This window comes from Paenibacillus sp. FSL H7-0331, assembly GCF_001956045.1.
In genome coordinates, this window is record NZ_MRTH01000016.1 from 145,413 (window position 1) to 162,928 (window position 17,516).

General features: G+C 46.4%; 15 protein-coding genes and 1 riboswitch. Of the genes, 12 read left to right on the plus strand and 3 right to left on the minus strand.

The window, feature by feature from the left end; genetic code table 11:
• The first annotated feature begins 21 nt into the window (after nucleotides 1-21).
• Nucleotides 22-1,353 (plus strand): ABC transporter substrate-binding protein, encoded by a 1,332-nt coding sequence (locus tag BK127_RS23120; RefSeq protein WP_076233883.1) that lies wholly within the window; start codon nucleotides 22-24, stop codon nucleotides 1,351-1,353.
• Between the two features lie 150 nt (nucleotides 1,354-1,503).
• The gene (locus BK127_RS23125; RefSeq protein ID WP_076233884.1) at nucleotides 1,504-2,355 is read left to right on the plus strand and encodes a glycerophosphodiester phosphodiesterase; all 852 of its coding nucleotides are present in this window, start codon (nucleotides 1,504-1,506) and stop codon (nucleotides 2,353-2,355) included.
• 97 nt (nucleotides 2,356-2,452) lie between these two features.
• Here BK127_RS23125 and BK127_RS23130 read toward each other — a convergent pair whose 3' ends face one another.
• Nucleotides 2,453-3,214, minus strand: coding sequence for a DeoR/GlpR family DNA-binding transcription regulator (locus BK127_RS23130; RefSeq protein ID WP_076233885.1), 762 nt, complete (start codon nucleotides 3,212-3,214; stop codon nucleotides 2,453-2,455).
• 260 nt (nucleotides 3,215-3,474) lie between these two features.
• Here BK127_RS23130 and BK127_RS23135 point away from each other — a divergent pair, with 260 nt between their 5' ends.
• The 7 genes from BK127_RS23135 to BK127_RS23165 all read left to right on the plus strand — a co-directional run bounded on the left by BK127_RS23135 (nucleotide 3,475) and on the right by BK127_RS23165 (nucleotide 12,819).
• Nucleotides 3,475-4,920: a DEAD/DEAH box helicase gene (locus tag BK127_RS23135; RefSeq protein ID WP_076233886.1), complete on the plus strand. Its 1,446-nt coding sequence runs from the start codon at nucleotides 3,475-3,477 to the stop codon at nucleotides 4,918-4,920.
• Nucleotides 4,921-5,120: 200 nt separating this feature from the next.
• Nucleotides 5,121-6,056: a carbohydrate ABC transporter permease gene (locus BK127_RS23140; RefSeq protein ID WP_372237372.1), complete on the plus strand. Its 936-nt coding sequence runs from the start codon at nucleotides 5,121-5,123 to the stop codon at nucleotides 6,054-6,056.
• A 12-nt stretch (nucleotides 6,057-6,068) separates the two neighbouring features.
• A complete protein-coding gene (locus BK127_RS23145; protein WP_076233887.1) occupies nucleotides 6,069-6,899 on the plus strand; it encodes a carbohydrate ABC transporter permease in 831 nt (276 codons plus the stop codon).
• Between the two features lie 27 nt (nucleotides 6,900-6,926).
• Entirely contained in the window at nucleotides 6,927-8,267 is a 1,341-nt protein-coding gene (locus tag BK127_RS23150) for an ABC transporter substrate-binding protein (RefSeq protein ID WP_076233888.1), read from the plus strand.
• Nucleotides 8,268-8,340: 73 nt separating this feature from the next.
• Nucleotides 8,341-10,155 (plus strand): cache domain-containing sensor histidine kinase, encoded by a 1,815-nt coding sequence (locus BK127_RS23155; protein WP_076233889.1) that lies wholly within the window; start codon nucleotides 8,341-8,343, stop codon nucleotides 10,153-10,155.
• Nucleotides 10,148-11,776 carry a response regulator transcription factor gene (locus BK127_RS23160; RefSeq protein ID WP_076233890.1) on the plus strand — a complete coding sequence of 543 codons (1,629 nt, stop codon included), beginning with the start codon at nucleotides 10,148-10,150 and terminating at the stop codon, nucleotides 11,774-11,776. Before BK127_RS23155 ends, BK127_RS23160 begins: the two co-directional genes overlap by 8 nt.
• Nucleotides 11,773-12,819, plus strand: a complete 1,047-nt coding sequence (locus BK127_RS23165) for an alpha/beta hydrolase family protein (RefSeq protein ID WP_076233891.1) — start codon at nucleotides 11,773-11,775, stop codon at nucleotides 12,817-12,819. The genes BK127_RS23160 and BK127_RS23165 overlap by 4 nt, the downstream gene beginning before the upstream one ends.
• Nucleotides 12,820-13,022: 203 nt before the next feature.
• Here BK127_RS23165 and BK127_RS23170 read toward each other — a convergent pair whose 3' ends face one another.
• Nucleotides 13,023-14,639: a M56 family metallopeptidase gene (locus BK127_RS23170; protein WP_076233892.1), complete on the minus strand. Its 1,617-nt coding sequence runs from the start codon at nucleotides 14,637-14,639 to the stop codon at nucleotides 13,023-13,025.
• Between the two features lie 75 nt (nucleotides 14,640-14,714).
• Entirely contained in the window at nucleotides 14,715-15,047 is a 333-nt protein-coding gene (locus BK127_RS23175; protein WP_083689510.1) for a BlaI/MecI/CopY family transcriptional regulator, read from the minus strand.
• A 254-nt stretch (nucleotides 15,048-15,301) separates the two neighbouring features.
• On the opposite strand from BK127_RS23175, the gene BK127_RS23180 reads away from it, so the two are divergent.
• The 3 genes from BK127_RS23180 (at nucleotide 15,302) to BK127_RS23190 (ending at nucleotide 17,507) form a co-directional block, all read left to right on the plus strand.
• The gene (locus BK127_RS23180; protein WP_076233939.1) at nucleotides 15,302-15,841 is read left to right on the plus strand and encodes a class I SAM-dependent methyltransferase; all 540 of its coding nucleotides are present in this window, start codon (nucleotides 15,302-15,304) and stop codon (nucleotides 15,839-15,841) included.
• Between the two features lie 82 nt (nucleotides 15,842-15,923).
• Nucleotides 15,924-16,032, plus strand: a riboswitch (SAM riboswitch).
• An 86-nt stretch (nucleotides 16,033-16,118) separates the two neighbouring features.
• The gene (locus tag BK127_RS23185; protein WP_144026537.1) at nucleotides 16,119-16,595 is read left to right on the plus strand and encodes an NUDIX domain-containing protein; all 477 of its coding nucleotides are present in this window, start codon (nucleotides 16,119-16,121) and stop codon (nucleotides 16,593-16,595) included.
• Nucleotides 16,596-16,700: 105 nt separating this feature from the next.
• Nucleotides 16,701-17,507 (plus strand): GDSL-type esterase/lipase family protein, encoded by an 807-nt coding sequence (locus BK127_RS23190; RefSeq protein WP_076233895.1) that lies wholly within the window; start codon nucleotides 16,701-16,703, stop codon nucleotides 17,505-17,507.
• Nucleotides 17,508-17,516: the final 9 nt, after the last annotated feature.

A 17,516-nucleotide genomic window follows, 5' to 3' on the forward strand; every position in this document is an offset into this window, starting at 1 on the left:
AGAAAAGGGAGGAAGATGATAATGAATAATAAAGTATCTACAATTATGGCATCAACAATGCTGCTTGGTGTACTCGCAGGTTGTAGTCAAGCACCTCAAGCCAATGACAGTGGAGCCACTCCAGCACCAACAGCAGCACCGGCGGCAGCGCCAGCACCAGCACCAGCAAAGGCAGGCAAGACGACGATTCAGTATTGGCATTCCATGGGAGGGAAAAACGGCGAATATACGGATGCAATGATTAAACGCTTCAATGAGTCTCATCCGGATATTGAGGTTGTGGGTACCTTCCAGGGCGGTTACGATGAAGTAGTTACGAAGCTTCAGCAGTCTGCAGCAGCCAATACGGCGCCGGATGTCAGTATGCTGGAACGTTCCTTCGTTCAGTTGTTTGCCGATGCAGACGTGCTGGAGGATTTGACACCCTATTTGAAGAAATCGAATTTAAGCACAGATGATTTTGTTCAAGGTCTGATGGGCCACTCTACCTTTAATAAGAAATTGGTTACTCTGCCCTTGAACCGCTCCACGCCAATTCTTCATGTCAACAAGACGATGCTGGATGAAAAAGGGCTTAAGGTACCTACGACCTGGGAAGAAATGAAAACCGTCGCCAATGCGCTGGTTATTAAAGAAAACGGTGCTTATAAACGTCAGGGCTTATCCATGCCTTTTGATGACTGGTATATCATTGCGATGATGACTCAGTCCAAAGGTAAATTCTTTAATGATGAAGGCACCGCGGTAGGGTTTTACGACAACGGCGTAGGGCTTAAAGTGTTCAGTTACCTGAAGGACCTTCAGAACACGGGAGCATTGTTCTACCCGCCGACTCAGGATTCGGGAAATATTGCAAATCAAATGTTTGTGGATGGAAAAATCGGCATGCTGCTTCAATCGACGGGAAGTATCGGGGGTATGGCGCAAAATGCGAAGTTTGAGTATGTAACCTCCTTCCTGCCCAAAAATGATGTGTACGCCACGCCAACCGGAGGAGCGAACGTTACCATGCTGGCCTCATCCAAAAACAAGGCGGCTGCGTGGGAGTTTATCTACTGGTTGATGACGGACCCTAAGGGCGGTCAGCAGTTCGTAATCGACACCGGTTACCTGCCTTTCACGAAGAAAATGGTAGAGTCCAAAGAAATTAAAGAACTGTATGCAAAAGAACCGAATCGTAAGGTCGCGTATGATCAGCTTCAATACGCCATTGACACGAATAAGCACTTGGCATGGACGCCAATTGTACAGGAGTTCCGTTCTGCTATGCAAGCGATCATGTATGACAACAAGGATATTCAGACGACACTGACTACATTCAAAAATTCAGCTGAAAAACTTATGAAAAAGTAAGTTTGTTGGGTAACGGAGCTGGTTGCTTTATATTGACAGAAATATTTTCCGGTGATAATCTAAATAAACATAAATGAGCAAAAATAAACATAATATGAATGATTAGTTTCAAGCTCGTCTATCTAATTTAGAGGGGAGTTTAACATCACTATGTCCGTTACGAACAAGAAAGCTGTCGCACAGCGGGTCCATTGGCAGGCTCATCAAAGCACGGCAGCGGAATTTCCAGAGAATACGATGGCGGCGATGGAGTATGCGTGGAAGCTCGGTGGCATTCCGGAGATTGATATCCGGCAAACTGCTGATGGGATCATCATCGGTATGCACGATGAGACACCACGACGCACAACAACAGCCTCGGAAGCAGATCGTGACCGGCTCATATCGGAATGTACGTTTGAGCAAACGCAAGCCTGGGATGCGGGTGTCCGATTCAGCGATAAGTATCGGGGAGAAAAGGTGCCTTCGCTTGAGCAGGTACTAGCTGCCTTGGCGATTCATCCTGAGCGGGAGCTGTATCTGGATTACAAACAGGTTGATCTGGATAAGCTGGCGGCGCTGATTGAACGCTGTGGTGTTGAGCGGCAAATCATATTTTGTCATCGGGACCATGAGAACTGCAGAATCATGAAGCGGCTTGTCCCCGGTATTCGTACGATGTTATGGATATCGGGCGGATCGAATCCCGAAGCCGAGGTCGCGCGTAAGTTCGCAGCAGCAGCTGTTAGCGGCTTTGACGCTCTGGATATTGTACAAATTCATCTGGTTGATGCGGATAATTCAGGAGAAACCACGAGCAGTCCCTGGACATACAAGGTACAGCGCGAGTATTTACAGATGGCACTGAAACAGCTCGCTGATAAGGGATTGGAGCTTGAGGTGCTGCCGTTTCATTTCAGTCAGGAATCCTTATTTGCCTTGCTGGATTTAGGGATACGGAGATTTGCAGTAGATGAGCCAAAGGTTTTCGTCGCGACGCTTGAGAGGTACAGCTTTGCCTGACTATTAACAAACAAGAGGGAGGGGGCTTATCGCCCCTCCCTCTTGTTCGTTAATTGGTAGCTATTTCTTACACGACAACTAGAAGTTCATATAAGGATCAAACCATGATTACGTTAACACCGCTATCGCGGAATTCTTTGATATCATATTCCTGGATTTCTTTCCCCGTGATCAAGCTGTGTATAGAGCTATTAGGGGCCACGGAATGAAGGGAAAGCTTACCGATTTTACTATCGTCAGCTACGACAATAATTTCTTGAGCGGCATGAATCATCCCTTGCTTAGCCGTCACCAGCTGAGCCTCCGGATGCATCAAGCCGTGCTTGGGATGTATAGCCGGTATACCCATAAATGCTTTTTCAACATGCAGCGATCTCAGGACGTGATCTGTAAACATGCCATTTAGCATATAACTGGAAGGGTGTAGCTCGCCACCCGTTACAATAACTTTAATACCGGATGCATCCTTCAATTCAGCGGCAATGTTCATATCATTGGTTACTACTGTAATGTTGGAGCGGTGCACCAGGTTTTTGGCGATATGCAAGGTGGTCGTCCCGGAATCGATGATGATGTGTTCCCCATCCTCGACCATGCTGGCCGCCATTTTACCGATTCGCATTTTTTGTTCCAAACGTTGGTTCGATCTTTCTATGAAGGGTGGCTCATCATGAGTCCATTGTTCAACAATAACGCCACCATGAGTCCTCTTTAGTAAACCCTCCTGTTCAATCTCCCCGAGGTCCCGCCGAATGGTAGCCTCATGAACACCAAATTCACGGGCCAATGCTGCAACCGTAGCCACCCGACTTTGTCTCACATATTCTACGATCCTCAGTTTTCTTTCAGCAGCTAGCAAGGCTATCCCCCATTTTGACGAATGCTTCGCACATTCCCGTTATATCTTTGTTCATATATGTTTGTAGGCTACATGAAACCACCTTGCCTGTCAATATGGACCCCATATCTGAAATGGATACAACGAGCATGGCTCCCCCTTAATCAACAAAAAGTGCTGCGTCACCGAGAATGGGTGACTTGTTCTAGCTGCTGATATATAATTTGAGGCAAGCACTTGCGTTGTGTGATGCAATAGAGGCATATAAAAGGAGTTCACCGATGAGTAAACGAAGCTTTAGAGACTATACATTAAGTGAAGATATTGTACGGGCATTGGAAAGCCTTGGTTATGAGGAGCCAACTGATGTTCAAAGCCAGGTGATCCCGATTGCGTTGACGAAGCAGGATCTTGCTGTGAAATCCCAGACGGGCAGTGGAAAAACGGCAGCATTCGGGATTCCAATCTGTGAAATGGTAGAGTGGGAGGAGAACAGGCCGCAGGCGTTAATTTTGACACCGACGCGGGAGCTTGCCGATCAGGTGAAGCAGGATATAACCAATATCGGCCGGTTCAAACGGATTAAAGCGGTCGCGTTATACGGCAAGCAGCCCTTTGCCAAGCAGCAGCTTGAATTAAATCAAAAGTGTCACGTGGTTGTCGGTACCCCGGGACGAGTGATGGATCATATCAAAAGAGGAACGCTCGATCTGGAGCGGCTTGAATTTTTGGTCATTGACGAAGCGGATGAGATGCTCAGAATGGGCTTTATCGATCAGGTGGAAGCGATTATCGACGAGCTGCCCGAGGATCGGATCACACTGTTATTTTCGGCTACTTTACCTAAAGACGTGGAGAAGCTGTGTCACCAATATATGAAAAATCCCATCGACATCGAGATTCAGACTGAGGTAACGACAGCGGATCAGATCGAGCATTCACTGTTTATGGTGAAAGAGGAGCATAAGTTTAAGCTGCTGAAGAACGTGATTATCGTGGAAAATCCCGATAGCTGTATGATCTTCTGCCGTACTCAGGAGCATGTGGACGAGGTGTGCGAGCAGCTGGAGCGGGCTGATTATACGTGTGATAAAATTCATGGGGGCATGATGCAGGATGATCGCTTCAAGGTAATGAATGCGTTCAAGAGAGGCGAATTCCGTTATTTGGTCGCGACCGACGTAGCGGCGAGAGGCATCGACGTCGATAATATCACACATGTCATCAACTATGACCTGCCAATGGAAAAAGCCAGCTATGTGCATCGGACAGGAAGAACCGGCCGCGCAGGCAAAACCGGTAAAGCGATCAGTCTGGTCACGCCTCATGAGGAGCGGTTTCTTGCAGATATCCAGGGCTACATTGGGTTCGAAATACCGCAAAGGGAAGCTCCTTCAGCAGAAGAAGTCGACCTTGCCCGGGAAGCATTTGAAGCGAAAATGCAGACCCAGCCTGAGCTTAAGGCGGATCGAAACGAGCAGCTGAACAAGGGGATTTTGAAGCTGTACTTTAATGGAGGCAAGAAGAAAAAGCTCAGAGCGGTCGATTTTGTCGGAACGCTTGCCAAAATTGAAGGGGTTACAGTGGAGGATATCGGCATCATTACGATTCAGGATAATGTGACGTATGTCGATATATTAAATGGAAAAGGCCCTCTCGTACTCAGAACGATGAAGAATACGACGATTAAAGGGAAGCAGCTTAAGGTACATGAAGCTTTTAAGTAAGAGGTAAATATATTCAGCCGGCAAGCAGGAGGTCAGGGAATTCCCTTGCCCCTGCTTTTCGTACGTTCATGAGATATTTTAGTCAAAATAATTACAATTCGGTCAAACCTCTGCATGTTTTAGTGAAATGGGATCCTCCATAATGAAGATAACTTAGTTGATCAACTAAAAAAAGCTGCTTATGGAAAGGAGATGTTTCATTGTACTCCAACACGGCTATCGATCTGCAGGCAAGAAAATCTAAAGCCAGCAACAATCGGCTTCGCCGGATCGAAACGATGACGGGTTATGTATTTGTGGGACCGATGCTTCTCGGTGTTCTCGTACTGGTTATGGTGCCAGTCATCGCCTCACTGTTATTAAGCTTTGCCGACTGGAACTTTGTAGCGGGCATCGATCAAATGAAATTTGTTGGTTTAGGAAACTTTAAAAGATTAGAGGCCGATCCGATTTTTTGGAAATCGATTATGAATAATATGCTTTTTATTCTGATCGTTCCCTTGACAATGATCCTTGCTCTGCTGCTGGCGGTTGTGATCAATAAATCGGTTTATGGCAAGGACTTATTTAAAATCATTTATTTCATGCCTTATATTTCGAGTATTGTTGCTATTGGTATCGTCTGGCAAGTATTATTTCATCCAAGCCATGGCCCGGTTAACCAAATGCTGATTGCGATGGGCGTTTCCAATCCTCCCAAATGGCTGGCCGATGTGAATTATGCGCTTCCTTCTCTCATGGGTATTATGACTTGGGCGGGAATCGGGTTTAACCTGATCATTTATATGGCCGGACTGCAGTCGATTCCCAAGGATCTGTACGAAGCGGCGGAGATGGATGGTGCCAGCCCTTGGGTACAGCTCACTCGTATTACAATTCCTATGCTCTCGCCGACATCGTTCTTTTTACTCGTGACGGGTATTATCGGTTCCTTCAAGGTGTTTAATATTATTAGTGTTTTGACGCAGGGAGGGCCGGCGCGGTCAACCTCGGTGCTCGTATATTACTTATACGAAACCGCTTTCATTAATTTGAATATCGGTTATGCATCGGCAATGGCATTGGTGCTCTTCGTGTTTGTCCTGCTTATCACGCTTATCCAGTGGTACGGGCAAAAGAAGTGGGTTAACTATTAAGGGAGTGAAGGCATGACAAAGCTCAATCCAACGAAATTGATGATCACCGTGATCATGTCTTGTTTAGGAATCGCATTTATGCTGCCGTTTATATGGATGCTTTCTGCTTCATTAAAGCCGGAAGCGGATGTGTTCAATTATCCGGTTGAATGGATTCCTCGGCACTGGAATGTGATAAACAATTATAAAGCCGTGTGGATGGGGAAATCTCCCTTCCCGCTTTTTTACTGGAACTCTCTGAAAATAACCTGCATCACGACATGTGTTTCCATTGTAGTTTCCTGCATGGCGGGCTACGGTTTTTCCAAAATCGATTTTAAAGGCAAAAGTGTGGTTTTCCTCATGCTGCTATGCACCTACATGATTCCACACGAAGCCATTCTGGTTCCCCAGTTCATCTTTTACCGCTGGTTGCAATTGTTTGACAGCCATACGGGACTTATTCTGCTTGGCAGCTTTAGTGTACTCGGAACCTTTTTGCTAAGGCAGTTTTTTCTGGGAATTAACAAGGAGCTTATGGAGTCAGCCAAGCTTGACGGTGCAGGGCATTATCGGACATTTGTTTATATTGGGATACCGCTTGTTCGTCCAGCGATCGCGACTTATGCGATTTTGCGGTTTATATGGAGTTGGAATGACTATCAGAACCCGCTTATTTTTCTTCGCTCTCAGCATTTGTATACGCTGCAATTAGGCATTCAGTCGTTTGCCGACGAAAATGGACAATTTTATTCACTCATTATGGCGGGTACCGTTTCAGCGATTATTCCACTGCTCGTTATTTTCGTTATTGGACAGAAGCAGGTTATTGAAGGCATATCTCTTGGTGGAGTTAAAGGGTAAACAATCGAACGATATGGGGGAAATATCATGACAATAAAATGGCTAGCGATACCATTAACCGTAATACTTACTTGTGGCTCTATACTTGGCTGTTCTTCCGGACCAAGTGCGCAGGATCCGAATAAAAAGACAGACAACCCGTCTGAAAAAAAGCCAGTCGTCATTAAGCTGCACAGCTGGTACACTAATGAGAGGGAAGCGATTAACAAAGCGGTTGACGCTTTTAATGCCAAGAATCCCGACATTAAGCTGGAGTATGAATTTCTTACTGAAAGTGCGATTGATGCTATGAAAAAGCTCGATTTATTGGCTGCTTCAGGTGAGCAATTAGATATTTTTGTACTTAATAGCTCAAGTGCTTATTCACAGCGTATTGGCATGGGAATGCTCGAGCCACTTGATGAGTATATGAAAAAGGAAGGCCTCAACTACGACGACGAGTATATGCTGGACATGAAATTTAATGGAAAATACTATGCCATTCCTGGAAAATACAGTGCAAAGCTGGTACTGTTGAATAAAGATTACCTGGATGCGGCCGGACTTCCCGTGCCGAAGGATTGGACCTGGGATGAGTACATGGATTACGCCAAGAAGCTGACGAAGGGCGAAGGTGTGAAGAAGGTATACGGAGGCCATTTCCATAATACATTGCTGAACCCTGTGCTATCGAATCAGCCACAGGAAAACGGGATGTATAAAAAAGACGGGACGCCCAATGTGGATAACGCCCGGACGAGGAAATCGCTGGAGTTGATGTGGAAGGCGCAGCAGGTTGATAAAACGGCAATGCCGTATGCTGATATTATCGCGCAAAAGCTGGATAGCCGTGCTGCTTATATGAAAGGCAATATCGCTATGGTATTTGACGGGTCATGGCTGGTGAAGGAATCTGGAGGTACGGCTCAATTGCCGGCAACCTTCAAAACGGTATACGCCCCTTATCCGAAATTTTCCAAGGATGATACGAGTGGATATACAGGAGTTAACGGAGATTTCATCGCCATATCCTCCAAGTCGAAGCATAAAGAAGAAGCGTATAAGGCAGCACGCTTTTTATCGACGGAAGGGTTGGTTCTGCAAGGCAAGGAGTTTCCCGCCTGGAAGAAAGCGGACAAATCCAAGCTTGTCGATACGGTCATGAGTAATGTGGCCCAGCCACAATTTATGGATAAGGATTCGCTGCTGCATGTAATGAATACATTTAAATTTGCTGAGCTGGATATGCCTCCTACCTATAGTGCAGAAGCAGCGAAAGCATTCAATGGCGAAACGGAAAAGTTCCTGCTCGGCGTTCAGGATCTCAATACGACGATTTCTCAGGGGACCGAAGCGCTGACAAAAATTGCAGCAGCAAACAAAAAGTAATGGATAATAGATGAGGATCAAGGAGATGACGGCTCCTCGGTCCTTTTCTTAACAACGGAAAAGAAGTGAGTATATGAACGGTTGGGCACACATCCTTAACGTCAAGTCATTTAGGCAAAAATTGCTCGTTTCCTCGATCCTTTGTTTGATTGTTCCGATGGTTATCGCTGTGCTCATCTCCAACTATATTACGAAGGATGTATTGAAGGAGCAAGCGGTTTCCAATACGGAGCAAACCCTCTACACATTGGATATTTATGTTACGAATCTGATCAACAACCTGATATACACCACGAATGTCATTCAGTTCGATAATGAGGTTACAACTATTTTGAATGACAGGATGACAGACAAAGGATCTGCAGCCCGATTTTTTCAGATCAAGAGGATGAATGAGAAATTCGCCAACGTGGAGATGGCTGCGAGCAATCCGATCTATTTGGCCGTCATTGATACATCTGGAACCGCTTACTCCAATTATTCTGAATTTCAGGATTACGATCCATTGAATTTCACACGCATGGATTGGTTCCGTCAATTAGAAAATATGGATGCGTTGGAAACGTATTGGGTGGGAACACAGCCCAACTACATTGTTTCCAGTGCTAGTAAAAGTCCATATCTGATCACGATTGCCCGTACGATTCGAAATTCCTCCAGAACGAGCGGCTATATTATCGCCAGCATGTTCGAAACCGATATTCACCATATATTTCAAAATTACAGCAGCTCACAAGAGATTATGCTGGTGAACAGTAAGGGAGCCGTGCTATCGCACACCAACACTTCGCGAATCGGTACAACGTTTCCATATATGAACCATATCGGGGATGTGGGCGAGGGACCCGTCATCATTAAGGAACAGAACAAGGATTTTTTGCTGGTCAGGCATAAGCTGTCTTTTTCGGATTGGTATTTGGTCAGCATGGTACCTTATAAAGAAGCGATCGATACCATCAGCCGTGTCCATCAAAATGTTTTACTGCTGACGATCACTTGTTTTGCCTTATTTCTCATTATTTTGCTGTATCTGATGAACCAGTTGACCAAACCCATCAAGCTGTTGGGTAAAGTGGCAGCCAAGGTGCGTTCAGGGAATTTAACAGTGAGGTCGAATATTTCAACTCATGATGAAATTGGGCAATTCGCCCAATCCTTCGACCATATGCTCGACCGTATCCAGCTTATGATCGGGCAAATTACGTTGGAGCAGACACGCAAGCGGACAGCAGAGCTCGAATTGCTGCAGGCTCAGGTGAACCCTCATATCCTGTTCAATACGATTAATTCCGTGCGAATGAAAATCTGGATGAAGGGTGACCGGGAAAATGCTGAACTGCTCAGCTCCTTATCCTCGTTTATGCGGATGACCATCAATCGCAACAATGAGTATATTTCCTTGCATGACGAGCTTGAGCTGATCTCCAACTACGTCCTGCTGGTCAATTTCCGGCATAAGGAGCCGATTGTATTGGAGCTTAACCCTGCTTCGGAGACATTATTGGAAGAAATTCCGCGTTTCTCCATTCAACCTTTTGTAGAAAATGCTATCCTTCACGGGTTAAAGCATAAAGGCGGTACTGTTCGGGTCACGAGCTGGAAAGATTCCAAAGGATTAGCTATAACGGTAGAGGACAATGGGGATGGCATGGGGCGGGATGTGCTGGATAGGCTGCGGAAGAAATTATTTTCCGGTATGGATGCGGAAGAGAGCAGCTCTGGACACACTGATATCTCGGGAATCGGATTAAAAAATGCTTACGAACGTCTACAGCTCATATACGGTTGTAACAGCACTTTAGCTATAGAAAGTGAGGAAGGCATCGGAACCAAGATCAGCATTTATATTCCAGGAAGCCATCGCAGGGAGGGGAAATCGAATGTATAAGGTCATGTTGGTTGATGATGATTACCCCGTACTGGAATATTTGGAACAAATCATACCATGGGATGAGCTCGGCTTGCTCATGCAGGGCATGTATGATAACCCCCTTGAGGCCCTTGAACATGCAAAGGCAGAAATGCCCGACATTCTGATTACGGATATCGGTATGCCGCACATATCGGGTATCGAGTTAATCAGGCAGCTAAAGGTACTGAACGGAGAGCTCTGCACCATCATCCTCTCCTGCTACAACGACTTTCATTATGCTCAACAGGCTGTGAAGCTGAACGTTCAGGATTACATGCTGAAGGAAAGCATATCTCCTGATACGATAACGACCCAACTGCAGCAGCTTTGTGGGCGCTTGGATGCGGTGAGGGAGAGTCGGAAACAGAGAAAACAGCTTCAGCATATTTTAAATGACAATAAGGCGGAGCTGAAGCAAAAATTTTTGTTGGGCACTATGAATAACCAGATATGGCATAAGGAAGAGTGGCTGGATACGCTTAGGCAGTATGGCATTAACTATGAAGCTCACCCTTACTTGCTTGTGCTTTATCACATCGAACAGCATGCGCAAACGAAAAAGAATTTGAATATGTGTGATGACATGCTGATGTATGCAGTGGATAATGTGATGGATGAAATGTTGGAGAAGGTGGAGGGAGCGATCAGCTTTCGCTACAGTACCAAGTCAGGATTCCTATTCATCCCCTGCCGCCTGACGGTGAAGGAAAACGGATACAGCTTGGTGCACGATACACTCAAACGGGTTCAGGATTCACTGACCAAATATTTAAGGGTCCAGGCCTCATTTTATCTGGGTGAACGATCTGGACAGCCGCGCCAGCTAAAAGCTAACCTGCTCAAGCTATTAAATACGCTCGAACATCGTTTTTATTTGCCGGAAGGGTATATAGGCGTTATTAAGGAAGAGGAATTTTCAAAAGCAGATTTGTTTACCTACTTTTCCCAGGCGCTTGAGGAAATCAAACAGCTTATTTTGCAGGAGGATGTCCAAGGCATGGAGGAGGCGGCTTCCAGATGGATGTCCTTTGTAGAGAAAGAACGGTTTCCTCCGGATATGGTCAAAGAATGGGCATTGAAGCTGCTTCTGGACATGCGAGTTAAATTCAAATCACTGCAAAAATTCCAAACCAACTATTCCGTTGAGGTTCTCCACAGCACGATGAGCGAGATCGATCATACGAATCAATTGAAAAGCTGGATGTTAGTGCATTTGGAGGAGATGCTTTCGCAAATGGGCACTATATTCCAACAATCCAAGCGGGGGGAAATCAGTGAAGCGCAGCGATACGTTCAGGATCATCTGCATCAAAAAATAACGCTAGAGGAGGTAGCCGAATACCTACACTTGAATTCCTCCTACTTCAGCAGATTGTATAAGAAGGAAACGGGCTTGACCTTTATTGAATATGTGATCCAAACCAAGATGAATAAAGCCAAAGAGCTATTGGATAACACGGACAAAACGGTGGAAGAGATATCTTATATGTTGGGCTACGACAATAAGCGTTACTTTATTCAGCTATTCAAAAATGAAATCGGTGTACCCCCACTGATCTATAGCCGGGGCAGCGATACGAGGAGGAGCAAACCATGATTTACTTTGACGAGAAGAAATATATTCAGTCGATTCTGGCAAAAACTACCCGTGAGTTCGATTATCACCAGGTGTTGGACACAGGAAAGTGGTTGGAATGGCAGCAGGCTTTTCGCAGTAAACTGGCTGAGATCACAGGCCTTGAGCAAATCAGACGACAATCAGCCGGCGTCCCGCTATCGCCGCGAGTAACGGAAATAGTCGAGTTTCCTGATTATGTCCGGGAGAAGATCTATATCACAAGTGAAACCGATATCGAAGTACCGTTCTATCTTCTGCTGCCGAAGAATAGAGTAAAGCCGGTGCCATTAGCGATTTGTGCACATGGGCATGGGAGACGCGGCAAGGAGGACTATGCTGGTAACTTCGAAAGCCCGGAGGCTCGGGAAGAGGCAATACGCCAGGATCGGGATTTAGCAGAGCAAGCGGTTGCGCAGGGCTATGCCGCTATTGTACCCGAAGTGCGGGGGTTCTGGGAGATGGCTCGGCAGGAGGATATGGACGAAGGTAAAAGCAAATCCTGCGATGATCTGCAGCGGATATCACTCATGTTTGGCCGTTCGTTAATTGGCGAGCGGGTGCATGACTTCAGTAGAGTGCTGGATTATGCAGCGACTCGCCCGGAGCTGGATATGGACAAGGTTATGATAACAGGTAATTCCAGCGGTGGTGCGGTGTGCGTATTTACAGCAGCCCTGGATAAACGTATTCGCTTGGTAGCGCCGGGCTGTTATTTTTGTACGTTTGAGCACTCGGTGGTGTCGGTCCATCATTGTATCTGCAATGCCGTTCCCGGTATGATGCAGGTCGGAGAGATGTATGATGTGATAGGATTAATTGCTCCCCGTCCTGTGCTGATGATCAACGGCGAATCCGACCCGCTCTTTCCAATAGAAGGGGTACATATTTCCTTCGAGCATGTTCAAAACATATATGAGCAATTCGGTGCAGCTGACCGATGCGAGTTGTTTGTCGGAGACGGGGGACACCGTTACTTTAAAGACCGTGTATGGGATTTTGTCAGAGAGCATTTGGGGTCTTGAGCTGAAGCTGTCTCGCGTCCTGGCTGCTCCTGCTTGTGCAGAAGCTACAATAAGACTGCCGGTATTCCCGGCAGTCTGGTAGAAAGGGTGTCTTAGAGCAAACATCGGCTGCATCGGAAGCGGTAAAGGCATCGACCCCAGCTGTGGATTCTCTGTACCTAAATTGCTGGGGGTATACTACTGACAGCTCCACTGCAGAGCGATTAGCTGCTCGGCAAGGTCGTTGGCTCCACTACGACTTGAGGGACAGGAGCAGGCTTCGACTTGTCGTCGGACACGGGTGGTAGTGGCACAACGGCAGGGGCTGATCTTGTTGTGTCTTCTAACAGCATTGGCTTCTGCGCTGCGGAAGGTGCCGGAGCCGGTCTCGACTTGTTGTCGGACACGGGTGGCTCCGGTACAGCAACAGCTGCTGGTCTCGGTTTATCATCCAACACCGCAGGCTGCCTTACAGATGCGATCGGTTTTGGCTTGTCTTCTTGAACCGCTGGTTCCTGACTTGTGGATGCGAACAGCATCGGCGTCTCTTCCGATCCCGTTGGCTGCTGTCTTGCAGGAGCTGCCGTTCGCGGCTTATCATCCACTACGGCAGGCTGCGATCCAACGGGCGTTGCCGTTCCCGACTTGCCTTCTACGGCAGGCTGCGTTCCTATGGAAGCGGTCAGTGATGGCTTGTCGTCCTGCGTCGCTGATTGCGTCCCTATGGAAGCAGATCCTCCCAGCTTCTCTTCGTTAGCTGGCGGATTCGACTCCGTAGTAACCGACTGTTTGACTTTTTCTTCGGAGATTGTTGTACTCACCGATTGTGAAGCTGTCTCACTGGTCTTGGGATTTGTTAGAGCGCAGCCACTGATGAAGATTATGGCTGCCATCCCAAGGAAAGACCAGCGATAGGAATTGGATTTAAACTGTTTGATCATCGTAATTCTCCTTTGCAGTTGTGCTTTACTGCCTGTAAGATTGACGTTCCCTGCAATTCGAACAGGCTGCGAGAAATTTTCTAATAATTTGATGAGAGTATGTCCATAATCCTGGCTTTTGTCAGGAGCAAGGTAACTGAGCGCAAGCGCGTCGCTGGCGATTTCCTGATCTTCCCGCATTCGACGATAGGCATACCACAGGACGGGATTAAACCAATGAATAATTAGCAAAATATGCATGAACCAATTTACCGCAATATCATTTCGCTTGCTATGGGCCAATTCATGCAGGAACACATGCTGCAATTGCTCGTCATTCAAATGATTTATTGTAGCTTGAGGCATGATCAATTGCGGTTTGATCATACCAAAAAGGGTCGGTGTAGACGTACTGGGGGATTCCACCAGAGCAATCGGTTTATGAATCGACATCATTTTTTTACATTGATCAAAAAGCTCCAGTATTCTTGCATCGGTTATCCTAACCGTCTCTTTGCTCATCTGTTGGGCAAATCTTCTGTTGATCCGAATTGTGTACGCCCCCAATACACACACACCAATCAGCCATACCACGAAAACATTTCGGTACATCGTTTGGACAGCAGTTTTTTCCGATAGTGCAGCTTCGGCGAGTTTTTCCTCCTGATTGACATGGACGGTTGAGTGAACGGAATCCGTATAACCGATCCAATTATAAATACTGAATTCACTCTCTGGGCCCCATGGCAGCATTAATCGGACTATAACAAGCAGCCACATCAAGTAATGCCATCTTGGCTTCAACCGATGCTTGAGCACACGCTGCATCACAACAATCAGTACAACCAAGACACTTGCCATGATCGAGACCGACCATACCCAATCAAACAGCTTGATAAGCTGCTCCGTTATTTGATTCACATTCACCCTTCCCTTTCTCTCTTGTAATCATTCCAGATGCGATAATGGCGGGCTTGATGCTTACCTGCAGCTCTTTCATTTTGTTTTATCATCAAGGATGCTTTTCAATTCTTTAATATCTTCGGCAGATAGCTTGTCTTCTTTCAAAAAGTTAACCAACATCGGTTTAAAGGCACCGCCGTAAATCCTTTTCAGGAAGGACTCCGTTTCGTACCTTACACATTCGTCCTCGGTTACGAGCGGGAAATAGGCGTACACCTTATTTTCTTGCGAATACGAAATAGCTTGTTTTTGGGTCAGTCTGTTTAAAAGCGTTCTTACCGTTTTTGGTTTCCAATCGGTTTGATCTTCCAGAGCCTCGATAACCTCGTTGGCCGTACGTGGCGTCTTGGCCCAGAGTACTTTCATGACTTCCCATTCCGCATCGGATATTTGGGGGACATTTGTCACAGGCTTACCTCCTGACTTTTGTAGATTACATATGTAATACAATAGTTATATTACACATGTAATCCACAGCTGTCAACTGTAAGTTCAAATATGCTGTCCAAGTATGTTAAATCGGGAAGGCGTGATAAAATAGAGCCTCAGGAGACACAGTCGTTATCTGAAAAAGTAATCAAGAAGGGTGGAGAAGCGTGGCGGTTTCATTTTATCAAATCATGTCAGTTGTATGCATAGCCGTCATGCTGCTTGTGATGCTGTTAATTGTAACCTCCAGCCTGTTGAACGGAATTTCGCCGATGCCTTCATCGCTTCAGGTCCGCCGCACGGTAGCCGCCGAAATCAACCGATTTTCCAGACAAGGATCGATTGTAGAAGCTGGCTCTGGTTGGGGAACGCTCGCTCTGCATCTGGTCAAGCATTGTCCCGGTTGGCGGTTGATTGGCATTGAGAATTCGCTCATTCCGCTTTGGAGCTCGCAGTTGATCGGTCGCCTGTCAGTCCGTGACCGAAATAGAGACAGACTGGCCTTTTGCTATGGCAATATTTATGGGTACTCCTATGATCATACGGATATCGTGGTCTGCTATTTATACCCCGGCGCGATGAGACGTCTGAGTACAATCCTTCAGGAGCGGCTGGCACCGGGAGCGCTGGTGATTAGCGTCTGCTTTGCGATGCCAGACTGGGAGCCTGATCGCATGATCACCTGTAAGGACCTATATCGAACCAAGGTTTACGTGTACAGCCGCAAGTAGAGGTATTTTAAAAAAGCATCAACAGTTGGTCTTGATATACCTGATATAAGCTGATAATGTAAAAAATAACAATTGCATATAGCTCTTATCCAGAGTTCGGTGGAGGGACTGGCCCTATGAAACCGCGGCAACCGACTTGCTACAAGCACGGTGCAAATTCCTGCAAAGTTTATTCTTTGCAAAGATGAGAGGGAGAAGCATGGTAAGCGTCTGACTGTAGAGCCCCCTTTCATAGGGGGTTCTTTGTTGATTTTGAACTATTTAAGGGGGAAATTATGTGGCAATACGAACTAGAGTTGCTTGTGTGGCTATCAGGAATGGTAGCATAGTACTCATGGAAAAAAAGATTCGGAGCTATTTTAATTACCAGCAATTAACCCCTCCTGGCGGTGGTGTCGAATTGCATGAAATTTTGGAGGATGCTTGCATCAGAGAAATGGATGAGGAGACCGGTTTATGTATTGAAAGGCCAGTATTAAGAGGCATTGTTTCTTATATCAATCATGCAAATCAGGATCATGCTGTGACTACCTTTTTTGTAACACGTCATGTTCTTGGAGAGCTGATGACGAAGGAGCCTGAAAAGCATATTCCGCACTGGGTGGCGCTAAGTGATCTTAAGCTTAACGAGAGGGTGCCTGATTACTATAAGGAATGTATTCGTATTCTGTTAGCGGAGCAAACATTTCTTAATGCGAGATTAGAGTGGAATAAACCCGGCACGACTGACAAGTTTACATGGACGATTATGTGATGCTGCTGTGCAAAATCCACCAACTTTCAGCCAGCTTTCAGCTTCATATGGTATGTTCAAAGCAGCATATAATCATAAGCAGCGGAGGGTGGGAGCAGGGCTCAGATGAGAGAAAAGGCGATTCGATGGACGATGATCATGGGTTTGGTATCGGGGCTGTTGTGGGTAGGCGGGCTTGTATTTGCGATGCAGGATTATTTCACAGGTGCAGCGACCGCACAGCCTCCACGAGCACCTATAGAGCAGCCAGCGGCTGCGATTCCGGTACTTGCTCCCGTTGCAGTTAAGGAGGGCACCTTCCGGGTGCTGGCACTTGGCGACTCTTTGACCAAAGGGACGGGGGACCCGGAGCGGAAGGGATATGTCGGACATGCTGTAGCAGATATGAAGGCTAAGTCAGGGAAAGAGATTGTGTTGGAAAATCTCGGGATAGATGGACAAACCTCCACGCAATTGGTGGCATCTCTTGGACAAGCACCCGTTCAGGCTCAGGTCAAGGCGGCTGATATTATTCTCGTCAGCATAGGCGGGAATGATCTGTTCCGTGGTGGGCAGGCAATGGGGGATTTATCTGAGACCCGAATCAAAGAAACCGAGGACGCGTATTTGCCTCAGCTCGATGGGATTTTGAAGCAGCTGCGGGAGCACAATCCTACGGCGAGAATCTTCCTCATTGGTTTGTACAATCCATTCAGCGAATTGAAGGATAGCGTAACAACGAACAAAATCGTGAGGGATTGGAACTATAAATCATCAGAAATTGCTGCCAAATATACATTAACTGTGCAGGTGCCGACCTTTGATTTATTTCAATTGAAGGTACAGGATTATTTGGCCAAAGACTTGTTCCATCCGAATGCAGCCGGCTACCGTTTAATCGGGGACCGATTGGCTTCACTAATTACGTGGTAGGGGGTGGGC